A 21,662-nucleotide genomic window follows, 5' to 3' on the forward strand; every position below is an offset into this window, starting at 1 on the left:
AAGCATGCCAGAAGCGACACAGCTGATCTCGAAAAATGTGAAGGAATTGGCTTGAACTGTATAACGGTACAACAATAAGTACTCTGACGGTTGGATAGTTAACGCTATTGCCAGTCACGACCTTATGTGCCCCCATGAAATCGCCAAGCCTCGCCGTACATAAGAAGGCAATCTGCTCTAAAAGCCATCACTGAAATTTGGTATTATTAGAAAACTTGGATCAGTCAGAGATCGATAGAAAAAAGAGGTGGTTCCGCTGGTCTGAACAGTCTCGTGTAATTTGTTAAGCAGATTTCCGCCTCGACTATGCTGCACCATCATTGGTGTCACCGCTTTTAAATAGACCTTATGCGGTATAGCCCGTCGTGCGAGTGACAGTTTATGCTCGTACCTGATCATTTCTTTCCGTCCAGCAAGCCTGCTTCTCCCATCACAACCATGGCTAAGACAGGTGCTTAACTTATATCAAACGACATGCGTATCCGTATTCAATAACGTGTGCCCAAATACCCTCAAGCGACGGCGGCAGTCGCTGTAAATGTATAACCGACGCCATAAACGACCATGATAGGTGCAGGCAGCCTGGATCGATCTTCTATCTTTCGGCGCAGGCGACTGACGACGGTATCAAGATGCCGCTTGTCAAAACTGGACCTCTGACAGGCCAAAATCTCTGCTAGCCCCTCACGCTGAACAATGTCTCCGCAACGACTGCACAATGCCTTCATGAAAGCAAACTCCGTAGCGGTCAATTTGAGTATTTGCTGATTGGGTGCAATCAGCGTCCAGTTCGCACTGTTCAGTATCCACAGTTCAGCGGTTTCTTTCGCGTTTTCAGTAAGATTGCCGGCACGTCTTAACAGACTACGAATTGCGGCCTCGACTTCACGCAACGTACTGTCTTTGACCAGGTAGATGTCTGCACCGCTGTCAAAGCCTCGTATGCGGTCGTGACTGTCGCCAAAAGCGGTCAGCATAACGATGCCACAGTCATGCGCCTTGCGAACCTCGGCTGCAAGATCAAACCCGTTGCCGTCTGGCAGTCCAATATCAAGCACAATGACAGAGGGGAACTGGTCATTCTCGAGAGCATCTCTCATTTCGGCAGCCGTCGCGACGCCCCTCGCGGTGAAGCCAGTTAACGCAAGGAAATCGACCAAATCTTTGCGCAATCTGGGCTCGTCCTCGACAATCAGGATATGTGTCAATCTGCTAACTCCTTTATGGACCGGATTTGGGTTGCCGAGTTTTCCGGCAAAGGTAATTGCATGATCGCGATTGTTCCCTGCTGCCCGTTAGGGCCGATCTGCAGCTTACCGTCATGGTAAGCCAGCAATCGTTGAGCCGTATATAATCCCAGCCCAGTGCCAACGACTGTCTTGGCATTGGAAGCACGAAAAAAGCGACGTCCAATTGCGCCAAGTTCCGCTGCAGGGATACCCATGCCGCGGTCACGTATCTCAATTGTGATCGATCGGTGGTCCGCTCTGGCATGAATATCGACCGGTTGGCTGCTGGGTGAGTATTTAAGAGCGTTGTCAATCAGATTGATAATAATCGTGGCGAGCATGTCCGGATCCGCATGAAAGGCAAAGGTTTCGTCTTCCATCGTGAAGTGCAGGCGTTTTCCTCGCCCGGTCATTTCGAAATGCAGTTGCACGTCCCCTATAAGCGAACCGATTTGTATCAATTCCGGTTGAAACCCGCTTTCACGGTCTTCTGTCATGAAGCGGTTAATAAGAGAAAACAGACGATTGAGGGCTTCGTTGATACCAATAAGCCGCTCCCGTGTTGCGTCTGGTGACTTGTTGCCCACTAGCCCGATCATCTCAGCGGCATTGCGGATCACAGCGAGCGGCGTTCGGAATTCATGGCTAACGACGCGCATGAAATCCGTTTGTTCGTCACGCAACGACCGCTCGGCTTCAAGGCTTGCGTTCAATCGAACTTCCAATCTTCGCCGTTCCTCGACCTCAAGCTGCAAGGACACATTCTTTTCACGCAGGTCGGCTGACAAGCGTGAATTCACCATGAAGAGCAGGCAAGCAAAAAGCGCGATCAGAAACAGCGTGCCCTGTAGCAAATACCACGCGTTACGGTCGGCGAGCACCGGCGCACTTTCGAAACCGGCAGGTAAGCGTAGTTCGATCGCACTTTGAACTATGCTGGCCATCATATACTCAATGAGGATAGCGATCGTGATCCAGCGGAGCAGTTGGGGCTGAGTCCGATCACGTGTGAGGGCGCGGCACATTATCGTCATCACAATGACGGTGAAGATCGTTGAACTATGGATGCGGATCGCGATGTTTTCAGGGTCAGTGATCACAACGGCACTCCAGACGAAAGTATGGAGAAGCAGCAGTACGATATATATCCAGGTGTAGCGTGCCTGGCCCAGGAATCGAGCCAGCCCCTCGGCGAGCAAAACCAGGCCCAGCTTGATGATTGTATTATGTAGAACAATCTCCCACCCGGTCGGATTCTGCCCGCGCAAAAGCATCATCAATACGCCAACAGCGATAGCGATGAAACCAGCGGCCAAAAATTTCAGTTCGTAAAGGTGTCGCCATACTCTCCAGACAAATATCCAGGCGACAGCCTGCAGACTGGCAACCGCCATCGTGACGACCATGATCGTTTTGAGATCAAGCATTCAAACCTGTCGACATCAAGCTATCCCCTCCATGGCGCTGAATTTTGTATCAAAAGTTTTGCAGGAGTTGAACGAGTACGCAAGCCTATGCTTATCTATGCAAGAATTGGTAAGAATTGATTAGTAGAATTGCATATTACATCTCTCTATGCTGTTGCAAATTTGACGCGATGGCTCTTTGGTTGCCTTAACTGACAGTTACAAAAGCGCGAGGATTAAGAGCCTGAATCATTTTATCAGGCCGAAATCACCCCCGCACTTGAAAGCGATTTGATCAATGCGAGCGGTACAGTCACAATCCACGGTGGTACGGTTTACGCTTTGAAGGCCGCCGGCCTCTATATACCGGGCAGTCGCTGGGCGATTATTGGTGCTGATGGCGGGGTTTCCGGTGCTTTCGACAACCTTGACCAGAACATGCCTTTTGTTGATCTGGCACTCGCCTATAATGCCAACCACGTTTATATCGACGTCGTTCGCAACACGGTTGCGTTTTGTGAGATTGCAGAGACCCGCAACCAGTGCGCTATCGGAAATGGCCTTGAAAGCACAGGTGGCGGCAATTCTGCTTATAATGCTGTTGCGGCACTTCCTGATGAGACCGGTGCGAGATATGCTTTAGATCAACTTTCCGGTGAGATCCATGCATCTATCAAAACCGCTTTGATTGAAGGCAGCCATTTTGTACGCGATGCGGCAATCAATCGTATTCGGTCGACCTTTGATGACGACACGCCCTCGATGAAGGCTGTGCCGTTTGATAGCCGAACTGCAACAAATCCTGTTCAATCTAATGCGGGCGGGCTGTCCGTCTGGGGGCAAGGCTTGGGTGCCTGGAGTGACTATGACAGTCATTCCAATGCCACCACACTTAAATACTCCACGGGCGGTTTCCTGTTTGGTGCAGACGCACCGGTGTTCGATACCTGGCGTTTGGGTGTGGTTGCAGGATATAGCCACACCAACATCCATGTGGACGAACGCTTTTCTCAGGGTGATAGTGATAATTATCATCTGGGCGTGTATGGCGGTACCAGCGTGAACATGGGTGGAGGGACACTGGGTCTGCGAACCGGTCTTTCCTACAGTTGGCATGAAATGGATTTCAGCCGCTCGGTTTCCTTCCCTGGTTTTTCAGATAATTTAGAGAGCAGTTATAGTGCTGAAATGTTTCAGGCTTTTGGCGATCTTGGTTACCGACTAGATACAGATATTGCCGACTTCGAGCCATTTGCCGCACTGGCTTATGTGACGCTGCGCACTGACGATTTTGCGGAAAATGGCGCGACTGCGGCGCTTCATGCCAGCAGCCAGATAACGGATACAACCTTCACCACATTAGGGATCAGAGCCTCAACAGAATTCGCCATCAGAAGCATGAACGCTGCAGCACGTGCTGTGCTCGGATGGCGCCACGCTTTTGGCGACGCAACACCTATCTCTTCACTGATATTTTCGGCTGGAGAGAACTTCACTATTGCCGGCACTTCGATCGCAGAGGATGCAGCATTGATAGAAACTGGTTTCGATATGGTTCTGACGCCATCAGCGACCCTTGGTCTGTCCTATCAGGGGCAACTAGCCAGTAGCGCAAAGCAACACGGCTTCAAAGCAAACCTCGCTCTCCGAGTTTAATGGCGAGTTTAGGTGACCTGCTGCCGTTCTCCAGTCGCTTTTGCTTTACACCGGAATTTGCTCTTATTGGTGAGCGCCACCATCGCACCAGGCAATTATCATAAATTGACGCCAGCCGAAGGGGCCATCTATCCCACCAATTCACGGTTGAATGATCCATAGCAAGGCCCCGGTCACAACGACCGGGACAATATCGGTGCGAAGAATGAGCAGCGACACATGTTCGCTGTCTGAAGCTAACGGATCAGTTGCTCGCAGCAAGCCTTTTTAAAGCTGCTTCGTAGAAGGACCGGTCAACCCAGGTATCGTAGTTGACTTTGCCTTTCAACAGATCAGCATCTGCCATGAAGGCTTCCTCCCCCTGAAGTGCCGTCACGGCCTCCTGCGTGATCTCCGGGTCCTGGAAGAACTTACCCTCCGGATAAGTGGCGCGAACTGCCTTTTCGCTGCTGCCAGTCTCTTTAATGAAGATAGCGGTTGTCTCTTCCGGGTTTGCATCGGCCCAGCGGGCAGTCGCAATATCTACAGCTAGAAGACGCGTCACGATTTCAGGATATTTGCGCGCGAACCCTCCGTTGACGCTGAGGAGATGTGGAACCGCCCAGTCAGGACGTCCCGACGTGCCAGCATCGAATATCAACCGCGCCGCGCCCTTTTCGACGAGTGTCTGGACCGTACCGGTGCTCTCAACGATGGCGTCGACGTCACCGCGAGCCAGCGCCGGGCCGGAATTTTCGATGCCGAGGTTCAGGCTCTCCACATCCTTAAGGGAAAGACCTGCGGCCTTGAGGGCCTTAGCGAAGGTCGAATGACGCACGGTGCCAGAGAGATAGGCAACCTTCTTGCCTTTCAGGTCCTCGATTGTCTGAATCGAAGATTCCGGTTTGACGACGATCTGTGTCTCGTTCGAACGGTTCCAGCTCGAAAGGCCGATGAGCTTCACATCGGCCCCGGTCGCCGCAAGGCGGAGCGACGGGTTGTTACCAATATAAGTGAAGTCGATCCCTCCCGAACCGAGCGCAACGGTGGCGGCGGAACCGCCATCGAATGTCGTGAGCTCGATCTTAATGCCATCCTTCGCGAATTCGTCCTCCAGCAACTTCTTATTGCGATAGAGGATGAATTTCAGGTGACCCGGAGCAGTTGAACCGATGCGAATGACCTCAGGCTTCGCCTCGTCGGCGAAAGCCGACGCTGCGCCGGCGGCCGGAAGAAGCGAGAGTGCGATCGCTAGTTTCAATAGTGTCCGGCGGAGTGGCTTGGATGTCATGAATGGATCCTTTGAAGTCGCGTGTTCGTTGGAAGAAAAGGCTCAGTTGGGTCCGCTTTCAGCGTTACTACGCCAATGTGTTGCGCGCCGTTCCCCGGCCACAAGCAGATAATTCAGAATGAGGCCGATGATCGTCAGCGTGAGGATGCCGGCATACATTCTATCGGTTTCCAACATCAGCGAGGAATTCTGGATTAGGTAGCCAATGCCGGACTGGGCTGCGAGCATCTCTGCGGCAATGACCGAGAAGAGCGAGGTTTTCACACCCAGCCTTGCTCCTGCGACAATAGAAGGTACAGCCGAGGGAAGAATGACCTTCTTGAAGAGATCCCAATCCGATGTCCCCATGGATCTGGCTGCCTTTACGAGCAGAGGGTCTACGGACTTCACACCGACGATGGTGTTGATCAGCAAAAAGAAGACAGCGGCGTAAAAGGTGATGGCGATCTTCGACGCCTCACCGATACCCAACAGCAGGATGAAGACCGGGAGCAAGGCAAATTGCGATGTGTTGCGCAGGGTCTGTACGAGAAAGTCAGAAGATTTTTCAAAGAGCGGATATCGCCCCATCAAACAGCCAAGCGGAACCGCGACGATAACCGCAAGCGAAAAGCCGATTGCCGCACGCTGCAGACTGATGCCGATATGGCCCGCGAGTTGACCGGATACAATCATTTCCCATAGCACCGAAAGCACTTGACTGAGCGGAGGGAAAAAGAGCGAATTGATCCAGCCGGCGCGCGGCGCAATCTCCCAAAGAAGGGCAAAAGCGATGAGCGCTGGTAAGCCCAGTGTTATCGTTGAGAAGGTTTCGCCAAATACGATTGGCGACTTTGCTGCACGCTTTAGAGGCGATGGAAATGTTTTGCGGAGCGGTAGGTTGCGGTCAGTGATCAGACTCATCCGATCCTCCCTTAATTGGTATAGTTTGATGCGAGCACCCAGTCGCGCTGGGCTTTGACGACCTCGTCACGCAGGCTTTCCCAGACGCGTTCGCGATAGGTATTGAAGGCCGCGCTGTTGCGGATATTGAGATCACGCGGGCGCGGCAGATCAATCTCGACGATTTCCTTGACCCTCGCCGGACGCGCAGTCATTACGACAACGCGGTCAGCGAGATAAATGGCTTCGTCAATCGAATGGGTGACAAAGACAACAGTCGTTTTGATCTGCTCCCATATGCGCAGAAGCTCGCTTTGCAGGATATCGCGCGTCTGGGCGTCGAGCGCGGCAAACGGCTCGTCCATGAGGAGAACCTGCGGATCGGTGGACAGTGCTCGGGCGATTGCCACGCGCTGCTGCATACCGCCAGAAAGCTGCGAGGGATAGCGGTCTTCAAACCCCTTGAGGCCGAAGAGATGCAGGAAATGACGCGCTTTCTCGCGGCGTTGTACGGCGGTTGCGCCGCGAACCTCCAGTGCATATTCGACGTTCTGCAAAGCCGTCCGCCATGGAAAGAGCGCATATTGCTGAAAGACGTATGCAGTACGGGCATTCGGCTTCGAGACCTCTATGCCGTCGATGAGGGCGCCCCCGGAAGTAGCATCGGTCAGGCCAGCAATAACGTCCAGCAGCACCGATTTACCGCTACCAGAAGGCCCGACCAGCGTGATGAATTCACCACGTTTGATGTTCAGCTCGACACCATCCAGCACTGGAACACGGTTGGAGGCGACACCGTCGACGGTCACGGTTTGTCCTTGCTTGAGGGTAAAAGTTTTGCACAACGCGCTCACTGTAATGCGTTCCATGATCGAACTCCCTTCAGACCTGCGCCACGCGGATGTGGCGCGTCGGATCATCTTGTGTGCCACCGGCACGGCCGCGGTTCCAGCCGAGCGACCGGGCGTAAGCGCCAAAAAGATCTCGCTGCAGCACCTCAATCTCAGAAATTCCTATCGGTCCGTCCGCCTTCTCGGAGACATAGAGCGCATCCGTCGGACAGTAGATCTCGCAGAGGAAACAGGTTTGGCAGTCATCTTGCCTCGTGATAACTGGTAGACCTGTCTCGTCACGATCAAAGACAAATGCCGGGCAAATCCGTTCACAGATATCGCAGCGAATGCAGCGGTCGACAGAGATCACTTCGATCATCGTTCAGCCCTCCCGAGCGGTTTCAAACGCGAGGTCTTCACGCACGGCGCTTACATGATCGAGGCCAGAGACGACGATACGGCTGGCCTGTGCCTGGTCTTCTATGGGAAAATCACTGCGGCGATGCATGCCCCGGCTTTCCGTGCGTAAGAGCGCAGCAGCTACGGTCCAACGGGCGCTTGCCGTAACCGACGCTACCTCTCGTGCGCGAAGACGGTCTGTGCCGACCGCCGGCACCGTCTGATTGAGATCGGCCCAGACATCTTCCAAAATTCGGCGGCTCGCTTCCAGCGTATCGGCGTTGCGCCAATAGCTTCTGTCGAGTGGCGCGATTTCGTCGTGTACTATCCGGGCGGCCGTGGCGAGATTGACAGCCTTGCTATCGCCCGCACCGCGCAAACCCGTCGTACCGAGTGGTCGCAAGCGCGTGGCATCCCGGGATCTTCTGCTGCGGGCATGTTGGGCTGCTCCATGACCGGCCCACCAACCACTGGCTATCGCCCAGGAAGCGTTAATCGCACCGCCTCCGGAAATACCGCCAGTTACGTTTTCACGGCTAGCAGCATCACCGGCGGCATAAAGCCCGGCAATTCCTGTTGCACATTCGGAAGAGACGATGCGGATACCGCCAGTGCCACGCACTGTGCCTTCGTATTTGAGGTCGACCCGGAACAACTCCTCGAACGGGTTAATCCCCATGCGGTCGTAGGGCTGAAAACAATTCGGCTGGCCGCGACGCAGCCAATCTTGCATCGCGGGTTCGGCAAGATCTATCCGGGCATAAACCGGACCGGACAGAAGCGCCGCCGACACTTGCTTCTCGCTGCCTCCGATACCGTTCGTCACCGGCTCGCCGCAAGCATCCCGCAGCACCTCGCCGTTCTCTCGGTAAAAGGTCGCCCACCGGAAAGGTAACCCTTTGTTCAGCGAGGAACCATAAGGGGCAAGTGTGTATTTGCCGGTGAACTCCATGCCGGAAAGGGAGGCGCCAGCCTCCGCAGCGAGGAGATAGCCATCGCCTGTAAGCCCCGTGCCTCCGAGGATGCGTTCGAAGAAGGCGCAGCCACCGGTGGCAAGCACGACGGCGCCAGCTGAAACAATGAAGCTTGCACCATTGCGGCGCGCGAGTCCTGCAGCCCCGCCGACAAGATGATCGTCGCCAAGCAATTCCAGGATGGGATGGTGGTCAAGGACGGTGACACCGGCCTTTTGTACGCGCTGGCGCATGAAGCGCATATAATCCGGACCGCGCAGGTTGGCGATGTAGAGGTCGCCAGCCTCGTCGCTGGGAAAGGGATAACCCCACTCTGCGAGCTTCAGGAGATTTTCGTAAGCTCTGTCCGCTGCACGCAACATCCAGTGGCGATTGGCAAGGCCAGCCGTCCGCTTGAAACGCTGCTCGACTGAAGCTACCCGCCCCTCTCCTGGCGGCACGCACCACGTTCCCGTGTTGGACGGAGCTGTTGCACCGCTCGTACCGTGATAGCCCTTGTCCGCCAGCACAACACGCATGCCGGTCTCCGCGGCAGAGAGCGCTGCCCAAGCGGCGGCGGGACCGCCACCAACGACCAACACGTCCGTTTCGATGTGCTGCCCTTCTTTGGTGGGCTGTTCCTTGCGACGCGATGCCATGATGTTCCGATACAGAAAAGGAGGAGCCGACCGGCAGTGCGGCCGTTTGTGTTGCGTATCAGCCAGCGGTCAAGAACCAGGACGGTTTATTGCCAAGCCGGGCATCATCGAATTGGCCACGATACACAAGCTTGCAATCACGGTCATGAAGGAAGAGGGCCGGCCTGTTGGTGGCTTCATAAGACTTGGCAACCCACTGCGATGGATTCTTCAGATTGGAAAAATCATATCCGTAGGTCTTCGCCTCATCGCCCACACGCTCCAGCATCTTCGCCGGATGTCCTTCAGCGTCATTGCTATTGTCTGCAACGACAACAAGTCCCCTTCCGACATAGTCGCGCGGAAACCGGCTGTCCTTGAATTCCGCTAAGCAGGTTCCGAACGTGATAAGATTGGATTTTGTTTTGGGCATGGTATCCTCTCTGGAGAGCCAACGAATTCATTAATCCATAAATTTTATAGTTTTTATAGATATCTATTACTCAAGAATTCCGACGCCGGAGATAATGTTGCCGCGCAGGCGTGTAGTCTCAGAATTATTTCTGCTTACTCACAGCGGGTCCTTACGCGTCAAGGAGCTAGTTCATGTATTCGCATGAAAATCAGTTGCGCTCTACATCAAGCTGGGCAAGCGCGCGAAAGCTACTATTCGCCAGCTGGGCTACAGTCATATGATTGATATCAGTTCTCGGGTAGTTTGACTCAAACACCGATTGGCCATTCTCTGAACTGATGCCGCACGGCTGCCCGGCCTGATCTGACCCTCATTCCGATCGTCCCAGTATGTGCCTTTCCGCGGACCTGTTGATCATCCGTGAACGCCCTGCGGTAAGGCCTTGCCCCGAAGGTGCTGCTGGAACCCAAGAAGGGCATGACCATCCTGTCCCATGACTGTCCTGTCCTTGCATCCTTCAGGCAAATAATTCTCGTGCCGCAGGAGAGGATATTTAGATAGCTGGACACCGAGCAGAAACTCACGCCATTGGTGGTGTTGATACACACAAGGACTTGCATGTCGCGGCAGTGGTTGATCATCGAGACCACGTTCTCGGTACCGAGAGCTTCCCGACAACCCGACACGGCTATCGCATGATGCTGGTTTGGATGCGATCCTTCGGGGTCTCCAGCGGGTCGGGATCGAATGCTCTCGCAGCTACGGCGCGGGGTTGCTGCGCTACATGCAAACCGCAGGTGTCTAAATGCTGGAGGTCACCATACCTGACAAACTCGACCGTCGCCGGAGCGGCCCACGCAGCAGGGACGGCATAGTAGAAAATTTACGCGTCCTAAGGGTTTGCCACAAGACTGGTATTCAGGCGCGCCGCATTGCCCTGCAGATGATCCGGATGACTATCGTCTGCACACCAGACAACATCCGCGATCCGCTACACACCATGACGCGGATGCAATTGATCCGTGCGTTCGCAGCCAGCAGAACCCTACCTTACTGCATATCGCCAGATCGAGGAAGCCTACCGCATATTTCTCAAGTCTCTGGCGCGACTTTATCTCGAACTACATGATGTGGTCGCCGACCTGGGCGACATGATTGAGGCCATCGTCAAGGATCTCGCTCCTGAACTGCTTGCTCAAACCAAAATCGGCGTGAACAGTGCGGCGCAGTAGCCGCTCTCGGCGGGCGATAACTCGGATCGGTTGAAATCCGAAGCGAGCTTCGCCGCATTGTGTGGCGCCAGCCCCGTCCCCGCCTCTTCCGGAAAAACGATTCGGCACAGGTTGAACAGGGGGTGGCGATTGCGCTGTAAACAGTGCCAATCACATCATCGCTATCGGGAAGCTTGGATTGGAGGCACGCACGCAGGACTACTTCGCCCGGCCGATAGCAGCCGGAAATTCGAAGCTCGGGGCAATTCACCGCCTCAACCGCTACATCACCCGCGAAGTCTTCGCCATTCTCATGCGGCGGCACGGGGAAATCAATCAAAGCCAAATCTCGTCTTGACTCTTACAAGGGCGTCACACGCTTACCCCTATTCCGGAGCGAGGTGCACTATAGGTTTCATCGATGTTCCATTTACGCGTGACCTGACGCTTCTTCCCATTGAAACGTTCAAGCAGTTTCGGACTGAAACTAATAACTCAGCGATGCACCGTCGAGTGGTCCAGATCAATGCCACGCTCAGCCATCATCTCCTTTAGATCGCACAGGCTCGGATTGTAAGTCTGGTACCATCGACCGCACAAGATGATGACAGACTTATCGAAATGGCGGCCCTTGAACATCAAAAATACTCAGCTCTTAAAAGCCAAGATCCTATGAGCTCATTCGTTAACGAAAATTTACAACAGATCCCGGCACAGTCCTCCTCAAGATTCACATTCAAATTCAAACGCCAGACGGCGCTTCAGTACCGGTGCCCGTTCGCAAGGAAGATGTAAGAAATATCAGCAGTCATCGCGCTTAAAGGTATTAGGGCTGGAAGCCCCGAGGACCGCATTCCGCTCACTTTGATTTGCTATGCACAATCTGACATCAGCGGCGGAAAAGGATCATCCCGGCGTGATGGAGAATGTCATTGATAAACTCGCCATCGGCGGTGAAACCGGTATCATCCCAGTATTCGATGTAGGCGCCGGTAACTTCGTAACGACCTTCGTAGGCGCGTTCACGCGTGCCACGCGCTTCCACATAACGGCCATTGGCTAGGAGTTCGTGTCGGATGTATCCGTCCTCAGTCACCCAAAGACCAACATAGGGGTGGTTGATCAGCATTTCGGTTTTCGCCTCAATGAGGGTTTGAGACATAACCGTTGCGGTAGCCAGGCAGAATAATATGCGCTTCACAGTGGAATTCCTCAATCGCTATATTTTCGTTGGCAGTAAAGGAACGACGCCCACCGCGGCCGTTCCCATCTCACCACTATCGGGGGCGAGGTTCGTTATTGTCGATCACTTCCTGGTAGGCGACGAGATCGAGAAACGCCTCTGCCTCGACAACCAATCCGTCCTCCAGGCGGAATAACCACACGAACTGATTGCGATACGGCGCACCAGACGTCGTCGTTGCCGACGCATCAAACCGGACGAAGACCCTGTCCCCGACCGCCCAGACATGGTGGACAACCGGTGTTAATGGAGATGCCAGGCGGCTGACCAGAGGAACTGAACCTCGCTGCATGAAATCCTCGACGCCGTTGTACGTATCAGCGACTGGTCCGGTACCGTGGATCTTCCAGCGGACATTCGGTGAGAGCAGGTCAAAGACATTGCCGCTTCCGGCTGCCCATTGTTCAAAAGCCTCGCGCACAACAGCTTCGTTATTCGCCTCGGCATTGGTCACTGTCCGGGCAATGGTGCTGGCGAGCCCTGGCACAGTAAAAGCGCTCAAAGCGAGGGCAATCAGTAGATTTCTTGTTGTAATGTAATTACTTCCGGTTCGCGGGAAAATGATCATGGGTCAAATCCGTTTCAGGGTTGTGAGTGTGAGAGGGGTACTGATCATGCAGCTTTCGGCCAGTGGTCGCCAATTGATACTCTTCTTAATTTTTCACCACGCTTCAGTTTGCTGAGGCTGTAGGGCGGATGGTAATCTCAGTCGTATCAACACCCGCCGGCGCCTCGATCACATGCCTCACCGCACGTGCTATGTCAGAAGGCTGAAGCGCGATTGTGCGATATGCATCCATCACGGCCGCAGTTTCCTGATGGGTGATGGTTGAGGCAAGCTCGCTTTCGACAACGCCCGGATTAACGCAGGTGACGCGAATATTTGTGCTTTCTTGCCGTAGTCCATCGGAAATCGCCCGGACTGCGAATTTCGTTGCGCAATAAACCGCAGCTGTCGGCACCACCTGCAGTGCGCCGATGGAACCGATATTGATGATGTGGCCGCTTCCCTGAGCTTCCATAACCGGCAACACCGCGCCGATGCCCCAGAGTACGCCCTTCACGTTGACATCCACCATGCGCTCCCATTCATCCTGCTTGCCAGCAGCGAGCGGCGAGAGCGGCATCACACCGGCGTTGTTGACCATAACGTCAATGCGTCCCCATTTCTCCATGGCTGTCTGGACGAAGGCGGCCACGGACGAGCGATCAGTGACGTCCAGTAAGCGGGCGTCCGCAATACCATCCGTACCACGGATCTCTGCCGCGATTGCCTCGACCCGCTCGATGCGACGTGCACCCAGTAATAGCCTTGCTCCGGCTACGCCGAGCTCCCGAGCAATGCCTTCACCGATTCCGCTGGACGCACCAGCAATCAGAATGACCTTGTCCATGTGGTTCTCCTCTATATGCTGGAAGAGAAGATGGACGATCGCAAGTGGTAATGGTATCCATCATTTGGTGGACTAAATGGTTAGCTGTGCTGGACAATGAAAATCGATCTCAATCTTCTGCCACTCTTTCTCGCCGTCGCGCAGGAGCATAATTTCAGAGCTGCCGCCGATCGACTGGGTGTTACGCGTTCAGCCGTCAGCCAGGGGATCCGACGACTAGAAGACGCATTTGGCATAGCGCTGGTTATGCGAACGACGCGTTCTGTACGCCTGACGGAAGCGGGCGGGCGCCTGCACGACGCATTGTCCCAACCTTTTTCGGATATCGAAACTGCCTTTGAAAACGTGGCGAGCGATAACGTGCCGCGCGGACTCCTTAGGATCGCCGCCACCTCAATCGCCGAGCAGTTCCTCTCCGGCCCGCTGATAGCTTCTTTTGCGGCGACTAATCCTTTCGTGACAATTGATGTCACAGTCACGGATGATGAGTTTGATATCGTAGCCGCTGGCTATGACGCGGGAGTAAGATTGGGAGAGGTTATAGAACAAGACATGGTCGCCATTCCGATAACCGACGATCAGCGGGAAATGGTCGTTGCGAGCCCAGCCTATCTTGCCATACACGGAGCGCCGATACATCCACGCGAACTTGTTCATCATCGCTGCATCGGCTGGCGCCCCGCGCCCAATGTCGCTCCGTATCGATGGGAATTTGAAGAGAACGGCATTCCATTCGACGTCGCCGTCGAACCTCAGATCACAACTAACGATCTCCGCCTAATGCTACGCACTGCGCTCGCCGGAGGCGGCATCACCTTTGCACCGGAAGAGACGTTCCGACCGTTCGTGGAAACGGGCCAACTGGTGCCGCTGCTCAAAGAGTTTCTGCCGCCTTTCCCTGGATTTTTCTTGTATTTCCCGCAACGCCGCAACATGGCTCCCAAATTACGAGCGCTGATCGGCTATATTAGGCGGTCAAACTCACAGCTGCCCATTACTCCTGTCCCGTGATTGCCAGTCAAGATTCCGCAGATTGAAGATGCGATAATAAGCGCTGCCCATTTTGCCAGAAATCTCTGCCGTGATCCGACGCCATCTCGTTTGCCTAGGAGGCCCCCGCCGATTCAAATTTGTAGGCCAATTAAGCTCAGCTACCGCGCACTGGCTCATAGCGCCAAATACCGTTGCCAATCGGCAACAGGGGCAGATATTAATGCGCCCGTCTCGTGGCCGCCTACCTGCACGATTTACACGTGATGTAAAATCCAACTTGCAATAAAATCAGCAAGAAACATGACTTTAAAATACAAGTTTAATAGTGCGGTTTGTGCATGACAACCCATTGGTTAGAATTGCTCTAAATCTCTGTCGTTGCACACAAATTTTCGTTTCGGTACAGAATGTGTTGATTGTCGCTGAGAAGTGACCCGGGGTGGTGCGGATAAAAACTTGGACTGGTTTTACGTCACAATGCCAAGACTGTTTCGATATTCGATTGGGCTTCGAGCGCCAAGCGATATCTTGATCCGTTTCTCGTTGTACCACCGAATGTAGCCATCAACTTCCTTGATAAACTGCTCGAGTGTGGTGTTCTTCCAATCGCTGGGATAAAAGAACTCTGTTTTCAGCCTTCCGAAGAAGCCTTCGCACGCAGCGTTATCTGGAGAACACGCCTTGCGGGACATTGAGCGCACCAGCTTTGCATCACTGATCCTCGATAGCCAACCCGGCCAGCGATAGTGCGCACCACGATCAGAATGCACTATTGGCCGCTCATCTCTACCTGTGAGAGTTTCTATTGCGGCATCGAGCATCATATTGACCAATTCCGCATCTGGTTTCGTTCCGATAGACCAGCTTATGACCAGACCATCGAAGCAGTCGATGATGGGCGAGAGATACACCTTGCCAGCCGGGATATGGAATTCAGTGATATCAGTTAGCCATTTCTCGTTCGGCGCTGTGGCCTGGAAGTCGCGATTAATAAGGTTCTCGGGTGCCGGACTGATTTCTCCCAGATAGGAGCGGTATCGCCGCCGCTTGGGCGTGGCAACGATCAGGTTCTCCTGTTTCATCAAGCGCTGCACAACCTTCTCTGAGATTATAACGGATTGCTTGGCCAATGACGCCTGTAGCCTGCGGTAGCCATAGCATCGACGGTTGGCTCCGAAGATTTCGGTGATGTTCTGACGTATAGTGAGGTACTTGTCGGTCACCCTCATACGGGCTCGATGATAAAAATATGAACTGCGCGCCAGTCGCAACTGAGCAAGCAGATCGGAGAGTTGATAAAGATCTTTTAGGGCGTCAACCAACAGCGTTTTCTCCCAATTACTCAGGAGTTGCAGATCGACGCCCAGGTCTTTTTTTAGAATTTCATTCGCTTTCTTCAAAAGGTCGTGCTCAAGCTGCAGTTTCTGTATATCGTGCTGCAGTGTTTCGAGCTGACGCTCTAATTCTTCTCGCTCTGGCACTGGCGGCGAGTTGTTCTTACGTTTCATGATTGCAGGAGCCTCCGGACCAAGTAACTGGTTTTTCCAGTTATACAGTGTCGGTCTGCATACGCCGAGCTTTTCAGCCAGGGACTGCGCACTTTCTTGCCGATTATAAAGCCCCACGACGCCAGTCTTCTTCAATGTCTCCGGATATCGTGGAGGAGCAGCCCTACCAACTGTAGATTTTTGAGCTTCAGGGAACGCCTCTCGAACCCAAGCGGTCAACATTGCACGACCAGGATAGCCCAAGGCGCGCATCGTTGCAGAAACACAACGACCATGCGTGCGGTAATGCTCAACAGCCGCTTCCTTCTGGGCTTGTGTAAACTTCGGGGCTCGAGGTGCAAATCCTAAACGCAGTTCAAGATGGTGCTCATATTCCCGGCACCAGCCCTTCAAAGCATTCTTGCTTGGATAGCCCAACTGGCGAATAGTGGCCTTCGCACGCTTGCCCAGCTTGATGTAGAGCGCAAAGGCTCGCATCCGGTCTTCGTAGGAATACATGAACTACCTCCATGATAGTCCAAGTTTTTGTCCGCACCCCCACCGGGTCACTTCTCAGCGGCAATCAACACCAGCGCGTCTGGATCGCGATGGTGCTGGCGCAGGAAACGCCGATCCTGCTTCTGGACGAGCCGACGACCTTTCTCGACATAGCCCACCAGATCGAACTCATGGACCTGCTGGCGGATTTAAACCGTCAAGGTCGCACCATCGTCGCCGTGCTGCATGACCTCAACCATGCTTGCCGATATGCCTCGCACCTGATCGCCATGAAGGACGGGGCAATCGTCGCCGAAGGCGAACCGTCAGCCATCGTCACCGAACGGTTGGTTGAAGACGTGTTTGGTCTACCGTCCGTCATCATTCCTGATCCGGTGTCAAATACTCCGCTGATCGTGCCGAAAGGGCGGCAGGCACTCGATGCGATGTCAGCATCGCAAGCGCTGCGGCTGGATAAAGCCCGTCACCCGGGAAAAGAGCAGCCCCATGACTGACTTACTGATGCGCTTCGCCGCCTATTATAAGCCACACCGTTGGCTGTTCGCGCTTGATTTCTCCAGCGCAGTCGTAGCCGGACTTTTGGAATTGGCTTTCCCGATCGCGGTGACATTGTTCATCGACCGCCTGCTTCCCACCAACCAACTGGGCATGATCGCGTTGGCATCTCTGGGCTTGCTCCTGATCTATCTGGTTAATGCCGGTCTTCAGGTCATCGTCACCTATTGGGGCCATATGCTCGGCCTCAAGATCGAAACCGAGATGCGAAGGAAGGCCTTCGACCATCTGCAAAAACTCTCCTTCGGCTTCTTCGACAACCAGAAGACTGGTCACCTGGTCGCAAGACTGACCAAAGATCTCGAGGAGATTGGCGAGGTCGCCCATCACGGGCCCGAAGATCTGTTTATCGCGCTCATGACGCTGATCGGCGCTTTTGTTCTCATGATGTGGGTGCATGTGCCGCTGGCGCTGATCACCGCGACCATTGTGCCAGTGACTGCGATCTTTTCCGCCCGTTACAGCAAGCGCATGACCAGAGCCTGGCGCGCGCTTTACGGGCGTGTAGCAGAGTTCAATGCCCGTATCGAGGAAAACGTCGGCGGTATCCGGGTGGTACAGGCCTTCACCAATGAGGATCATGAACGGAAACTTTTTGCTGAAAACAATCAAAACTATCTGACAACCAAGCTGGAAACCTACAAAGCCCTCGCGGCGTCCATGTCACTGTCCTACCTTTCGACGCGCTTCGTGCAGGTCGTGGTGATGTTGGCGGGAGCATGGTTCGTGGCGCGAGGCGAACTGTCGGCGGGCGGCTTTGTCGGTTTCCTGCTTCTGGTTGGTGTGTTCTTCCGACCGATCGACAAGATCAATGCGATCATTGAAACATATCCGAAGGGCATTGCTGGCTTCCAACGATATACACAGTTCCTGAATACGATACCCGATATTACAGACCGGCCACAGGCACGTTCAACCGAGAGGCTGACTGGCGACATCCACTATCAAAATGTTTGCTTCGGCTACAGTTCCGAAAAACTAACACTCGACGGAATAAACCTCTCCATCCGCGCCGGAGAAACTGTCGCTTTCGTCGGCTCGTCCGGCGCGGGCAAGACAACGATCTGCTCGCTTTTACCACGCTTCTATGAAGTGACCGATGGCGCAATCTGCATCGATGGTACCGATATTCGCGACATGAGCATGAAGTCCCTGCGCTCTAACCTCGGCATCGTGCAGCAGGACGTCTTCCTGTTCGCCGGTACAATCCGTGAGAACATCGCCTATGGTCGTCTCGATGCCACGGAAGCAGAGATCGTCGAAACGGCCCGTCGTGCAAGGCTCGACAGAATGATCGCCTCACTTCCGGATGGTCTGGACACGATCATTGGCGAACGCGGTGTTAAACTATCGGGCGGACAGAAGCAGCGTCTGGCCATCGCGCGCATCTTCCTGAAAAACCCGCCGATCCTGATCCTCGATGAAGCGACATCTGCGCTCGACACTGAGACGGAGCGTGCCATCCAGCAATCGCTGGCCGAACTATCGCAGGGCCGCACCACGCTCGTTATAGCCCACAGGCTAGCGACCATCGTCAATGCCGATCGCATCATAGTAATCGAAGACGGACGGATTGCCGAACAGGGCAGTCATGCCGAACTGATTAGTCACAACAACGGTCGATACCGAAAGTTTTATGCGGATCAGGATAGCGATTGCGAGGTTATGGATGATCGGAATCTATCTCAGGTAGCACTCATTAACGAGTGACGTGGTACTTGATTGACCAGACCGTCAACAATGTTTGAAGGATCGCTATCCGTGAATGACGTCATCCGTGATCCCGCAGATCCAGCGAAATTGATCGCATTGGCGGGAGGTGGAAGACAAATTATGGAACCGAAGAGCGGTTGGCCAGTGCGGTTACTTCACGTCGTCACGATGGAAAGTCCGATCGGACGTTCCAGTTGAACTCCCCAAAAGATTACCGCAACCGCCCAAATGTCGGTCTGGTGGTCGGGGTCTTCTTCAAGATGTGCTACAATGCTTTTTGTTTAGCACATAGCCATCCCCAGATGAGGTCGGAGGTCAGCGGGAAGCCATATAGGCTATTCCCCTCTACTTCCAATTCCTCTCGTAGGACTGGGCGTCGAACGGCACACTTCGCTTTATTGGTCGCGTTGTTATTTAAACCGTTTCCCAATATGATCGAGTTGTCTACGAGGGGGTAATCATGGACACTCGATCTGTTTATATAACAGTAACGCTCGTCATTCTTGCGAACGGTGGTGTCCTGACAGCAGTATTGGCCGATCTTCCCCAATCCCTTCGCCCCGCAGCTCGTATATGGCAAGCGGCTACTCTTTTGGTAGCAATTGGCTGCGTTACATTTGCCATCGAAGATCATATCCCACATAATTTGGCAACAGCACTGGCCAACGCGGTGCTATTAATCGCCCTTTGTTCATATCACGCAAGCATTCGAAAATTTCATGGGTTTAGTGTCTATACCAACGCCTTTATTGTTCCTGCGATTGGTACGATCCCGTATGCCTATTATCTTTTTATTGTTCCCGATATTGGAGCACGCATATTTATTGTGGCAATTCTTTGGGGATTCATCACTTGTGCATCTGCCACCATCTTAATTCAGAACATCAGAAATCCGGAATATCGTTCCCGGGGTAATCTTTCGATGACTGTTATTTATGTCGCGGTCACAATCGCCAATCTGGCACGCACGCTCATTTATTTGTTCTATGAAGATCACGGTCTGAATACTGTCGCAGATAACGGACATTGGATGAATGCAATTACTCCGATGATTCTTTGCATTATGCCTGTCATAGGCACGACGTCGTTCCTGTTAATGTGTTCCGACCAGGTGAAAAAGCGGTGGGAAGATGCGGCCTCTCGTGATCATCTAACGGAACTCCCCAATCGCCGTTCGCTTATTGCTTTCGGACAGGCGTGCTTGGAGAACAATCAGGATAACCAGGGCCGTCGCGCCGTTGCGATGCTCGATATCGACGATTTTAAAACCATCAACGATACCTATGGTCATCAATCTGGTGATCTCGTGCTTCAAGACATTGCGGTTCGGATTGTGGACGTGATGTACCCGGAAGATTTTATCGCCCGCTCCGGCGGCGAAGAATTTGTCATTATTTTCGGCCACAAGGGAAGTATGTCACCCGAGATATCGGCCGAGAGAATTCGCCAGGTCATTGGTAGCAAAAGATTCCAGATAGGTACAACAGCGATTTCTGTAACGGTTTCAATTGGAGTTGTCCTCCATATCGACAAAGCCACGTTTTCAGAAACTCTTACTCGAGCCGACAAAGCCCTTTATGCGGCCAAGAACAAAGGCCGAAATCAGGTCGTTTATGCCGAACGAGTTCCTTCTGAATCTAAATCGGCTGAATCTGCGTTTCATCATCTGCCCAGCGACTTGAATTAATCTGGCGGTCAACTCGATACATTTGAAGATCGCCATCCAGGTGCCATTTCAGCAATTCCTTCGCGTCTGGAACCGAGTTGCGGGATCAATCCACGCTTCATAGACCTCCGGTTTTAGGATTATCGGCATCTTGGTGTGGATTGATGAAATGGGTTCGACGGGCATAGCGGTCAAATTGGTGCAGGAACTGATACCAAGCGGGTCATTTGTTGCACAGAACCCTGCAAACGAGAACGGCCTATCATCAGGCAGATATATATACCAAGGATCTCGTCCCCGCCGCCGCGGACCCCTGCCATTGGGCTACGTGCTGATTTCCAGTCAGGATCGTTAGGAATGAGCAGACAGGGGAATGTTGATATCGGCATCATTTGGTGCTATTTTAGGTGATATATAGGGAGTTAATCATGCGCTCAACCATCAATCTTGACGACAATCTATTAGAAAAAGCCAAATCCTTGACAGGCACGAAAGAAACAGCCGCTTTAGTCCGTCAAGCGCTGGAAACACTTGTGCGACTGGAGACTGGTAAACGCCTTATCGCCCTCGGAGGCACGATGCCTGACATGGAAGCAGCCCCTCGCCGCCGGAGCTCAGTGGATAAGTGATACTGGCAGACACTTCAATTTGGATCGACCATTTCCGCGGCGGCGATAATGAGCTTATTAAAATTATCAGTGATGATCTCTTGCTTTGCCATCCAGTAATTATTGGCGAACTTGCGTTGGGCAGCCTCCGAGACAGAACGAGTGTCCTGGCTTTTTTGAATGTGCAGCGTGAAGCTGTAATCGCAACACATGATGAAGTCATGACCATGGTTGAAAAGCACTGTATTTTTAGCATGGGCATTGGCTATACGGATGTCCACCTGCTGGCGTCGGTTCTTCTTGACAGGCGAACGTCACTATGGACCCGAGACAAGCGCTTAAAGGTTGCGGCCGAAAAAGCTGGCGCACGCCTTTACAAGCCGTTTCACAATTAATTATGAAACGATGCTATCTGTTTCGCAGTTCGCTTTGAAAAAGAATGGTGCGATCAACGATTGAAATGATTGATCCAATCATCTGATTGACAGTCTGGAGCGCATTCCGAAAAGGGTGAAGTGGTTTTCAGAAAAAGATGCGCGTAAAAACAAATAGTTATAGCATTTCCAATGATTCAATCAAAACAGAAAATGCT

General features: G+C 53.2%; 18 protein-coding genes and 4 pseudogenes. 8 read left to right on the forward strand and 14 right to left on the reverse strand.

Going from position 1 to position 21,662, the window contains the following annotated elements; translation table 11 throughout:
• Window positions 1-512 precede the first annotated feature (512 nt).
• Together ACSME1_RS20175 and ACSME1_RS20180 are read right to left on the reverse strand one after the other, a co-directional pair.
• Window positions 513-1,208, reverse strand: coding sequence for a response regulator transcription factor (locus ACSME1_RS20175; protein WP_105707225.1), 696 nt, complete (start codon window positions 1,206-1,208; stop codon window positions 513-515).
• Window positions 1,205-2,656 (reverse strand): sensor histidine kinase, encoded by a 1,452-nt coding sequence (locus ACSME1_RS20180; RefSeq protein ID WP_105707227.1) that lies wholly within the window; start codon window positions 2,654-2,656, stop codon window positions 1,205-1,207. Before ACSME1_RS20180 ends, ACSME1_RS20175 begins: the two co-directional genes overlap by 4 nt.
• A gap of 270 nt (window positions 2,657-2,926) precedes the next feature.
• Here ACSME1_RS20180 and ACSME1_RS20185 point away from each other — a divergent pair, with 270 nt between their 5' ends.
• The gene (locus ACSME1_RS20185; protein WP_181153657.1) at window positions 2,927-4,291 is read left to right on the forward strand and encodes an autotransporter domain-containing protein; all 1,365 of its coding nucleotides are present in this window, start codon (window positions 2,927-2,929) and stop codon (window positions 4,289-4,291) included.
• 244 nt (window positions 4,292-4,535) lie between these two features.
• On the opposite strand, the gene ACSME1_RS20190 is transcribed toward ACSME1_RS20185, so the two are convergent.
• The 6 genes from ACSME1_RS20190 to ACSME1_RS20215 are packed head-to-tail and all read right to left on the reverse strand — an operon-like array spanning window position 4,536 to window position 9,699.
• On the reverse strand, window positions 4,536-5,561 hold the full coding sequence (locus tag ACSME1_RS20190) for an aliphatic sulfonate ABC transporter substrate-binding protein (protein WP_105707231.1): 1,026 nt from the start codon (window positions 5,559-5,561) through the stop codon (window positions 4,536-4,538).
• Window positions 5,562-5,603: 42 nt separating this feature from the next.
• On the reverse strand, window positions 5,604-6,464 hold the full coding sequence (locus ACSME1_RS20195) for an ABC transporter permease (RefSeq protein ID WP_105707233.1): 861 nt from the start codon (window positions 6,462-6,464) through the stop codon (window positions 5,604-5,606).
• An 11-nt stretch (window positions 6,465-6,475) separates the two neighbouring features.
• Window positions 6,476-7,312: an ABC transporter ATP-binding protein gene (locus tag ACSME1_RS20200; protein WP_105707235.1), complete on the reverse strand. Its 837-nt coding sequence runs from the start codon at window positions 7,310-7,312 to the stop codon at window positions 6,476-6,478.
• A 13-nt stretch (window positions 7,313-7,325) separates the two neighbouring features.
• Window positions 7,326-7,655 carry a 4Fe-4S dicluster domain-containing protein gene (locus ACSME1_RS20205; protein ID WP_105535436.1) on the reverse strand — a complete coding sequence of 110 codons (330 nt, stop codon included), beginning with the start codon at window positions 7,653-7,655 and terminating at the stop codon, window positions 7,326-7,328.
• A 3-nt stretch (window positions 7,656-7,658) separates the two neighbouring features.
• Window positions 7,659-9,287, reverse strand: a complete 1,629-nt coding sequence (locus ACSME1_RS20210) for an FAD-dependent oxidoreductase (protein WP_105707237.1) — start codon at window positions 9,285-9,287, stop codon at window positions 7,659-7,661.
• Between the two features lie 58 nt (window positions 9,288-9,345).
• Window positions 9,346-9,699 (reverse strand): hypothetical protein, encoded by a 354-nt coding sequence (locus tag ACSME1_RS20215; protein WP_105707238.1) that lies wholly within the window; start codon window positions 9,697-9,699, stop codon window positions 9,346-9,348.
• 539 nt (window positions 9,700-10,238) lie between these two features.
• Here ACSME1_RS20215 and ACSME1_RS20220 point away from each other — a divergent pair.
• A pseudogene (locus tag ACSME1_RS20220) lies at window positions 10,239-11,250 on the forward strand (IS110 family transposase).
• A gap of 50 nt (window positions 11,251-11,300) precedes the next feature.
• Here the strand turns inward: ACSME1_RS20220 and ACSME1_RS20225 are convergent.
• From ACSME1_RS20225 to ACSME1_RS20240, 4 genes and pseudogenes are all read right to left on the reverse strand, one after another.
• Window positions 11,301-11,531, reverse strand: a pseudogene (locus tag ACSME1_RS20225) (IS6 family transposase); the annotation flags it as partial.
• A gap of 250 nt (window positions 11,532-11,781) precedes the next feature.
• Window positions 11,782-12,054, reverse strand: a complete 273-nt coding sequence (locus ACSME1_RS20230; RefSeq protein WP_105707240.1) for an Atu4866 domain-containing protein — start codon at window positions 12,052-12,054, stop codon at window positions 11,782-11,784.
• A 115-nt stretch (window positions 12,055-12,169) separates the two neighbouring features.
• Window positions 12,170-12,703 (reverse strand): nuclear transport factor 2 family protein, encoded by a 534-nt coding sequence (locus ACSME1_RS20235; protein ID WP_105707242.1) that lies wholly within the window; start codon window positions 12,701-12,703, stop codon window positions 12,170-12,172.
• A 103-nt stretch (window positions 12,704-12,806) separates the two neighbouring features.
• Window positions 12,807-13,529, reverse strand: a complete 723-nt coding sequence (locus ACSME1_RS20240) for an SDR family oxidoreductase (protein ID WP_105707243.1) — start codon at window positions 13,527-13,529, stop codon at window positions 12,807-12,809.
• Window positions 13,530-13,625: 96 nt separating this feature from the next.
• Between ACSME1_RS20240 and ACSME1_RS20245 the strand changes: the two genes are divergently transcribed.
• Window positions 13,626-14,540, forward strand: a complete 915-nt coding sequence (locus tag ACSME1_RS20245; protein WP_105707245.1) for a LysR family transcriptional regulator — start codon at window positions 13,626-13,628, stop codon at window positions 14,538-14,540.
• Between the two features lie 449 nt (window positions 14,541-14,989).
• On the opposite strand, the gene ACSME1_RS20250 is transcribed toward ACSME1_RS20245, so the two are convergent.
• Window positions 14,990-16,528 carry an IS3 family transposase gene (locus ACSME1_RS20250; RefSeq protein WP_435655694.1) on the reverse strand — a complete coding sequence of 513 codons (1,539 nt, stop codon included), beginning with the start codon at window positions 16,526-16,528 and terminating at the stop codon, window positions 14,990-14,992.
• A 53-nt stretch (window positions 16,529-16,581) separates the two neighbouring features.
• On the opposite strand from ACSME1_RS20250, the pseudogene ACSME1_RS20255 reads away from it, so the two are divergent.
• The 3 genes and pseudogenes from ACSME1_RS20255 to ACSME1_RS20265 all read left to right on the forward strand — a co-directional run.
• Window positions 16,582-17,022, forward strand: a pseudogene (locus ACSME1_RS20255) (ABC transporter ATP-binding protein); the annotation flags it as partial.
• Window positions 17,015-18,793: an ABC transporter ATP-binding protein gene (locus ACSME1_RS20260; RefSeq protein ID WP_105708342.1), complete on the forward strand. Its 1,779-nt coding sequence runs from the start codon at window positions 17,015-17,017 to the stop codon at window positions 18,791-18,793. The pseudogene ACSME1_RS20255 and the gene ACSME1_RS20260, both read left to right, overlap by 8 nt.
• A 463-nt stretch (window positions 18,794-19,256) precedes the next feature.
• Window positions 19,257-20,483 carry a GGDEF domain-containing protein gene (locus tag ACSME1_RS20265; protein ID WP_105708340.1) on the forward strand — a complete coding sequence of 409 codons (1,227 nt, stop codon included), beginning with the start codon at window positions 19,257-19,259 and terminating at the stop codon, window positions 20,481-20,483.
• Window positions 20,484-20,531: 48 nt separating this feature from the next.
• Here ACSME1_RS20265 and ACSME1_RS20270 read toward each other — a convergent pair.
• Window positions 20,532-20,750, reverse strand: a pseudogene (locus tag ACSME1_RS20270) (SOS response-associated peptidase family protein); the annotation flags it as partial.
• A 140-nt stretch (window positions 20,751-20,890) separates the two neighbouring features.
• Between ACSME1_RS20270 and ACSME1_RS20275 the strand changes: the two are divergent.
• Together ACSME1_RS20275 and ACSME1_RS20280 are read left to right on the forward strand one after the other, a co-directional pair.
• Window positions 20,891-21,091: a type II toxin-antitoxin system VapB family antitoxin gene (locus tag ACSME1_RS20275; RefSeq protein ID WP_105708336.1), complete on the forward strand. Its 201-nt coding sequence runs from the start codon at window positions 20,891-20,893 to the stop codon at window positions 21,089-21,091.
• Entirely contained in the window at window positions 21,088-21,465 is a 378-nt protein-coding gene (locus ACSME1_RS20280) for a type II toxin-antitoxin system VapC family toxin (RefSeq protein ID WP_100558512.1), read from the forward strand. The genes ACSME1_RS20275 and ACSME1_RS20280 overlap by 4 nt, the downstream gene beginning before the upstream one ends.
• The last annotated feature ends 197 nt before the right edge of the window (window positions 21,466-21,662 follow it).

This window comes from Brucella pituitosa, assembly GCF_965577835.1.
In the GTDB taxonomy this organism is placed as follows: domain Bacteria; phylum Pseudomonadota; class Alphaproteobacteria; order Rhizobiales; family Rhizobiaceae; genus Brucella; species Brucella pituitosa.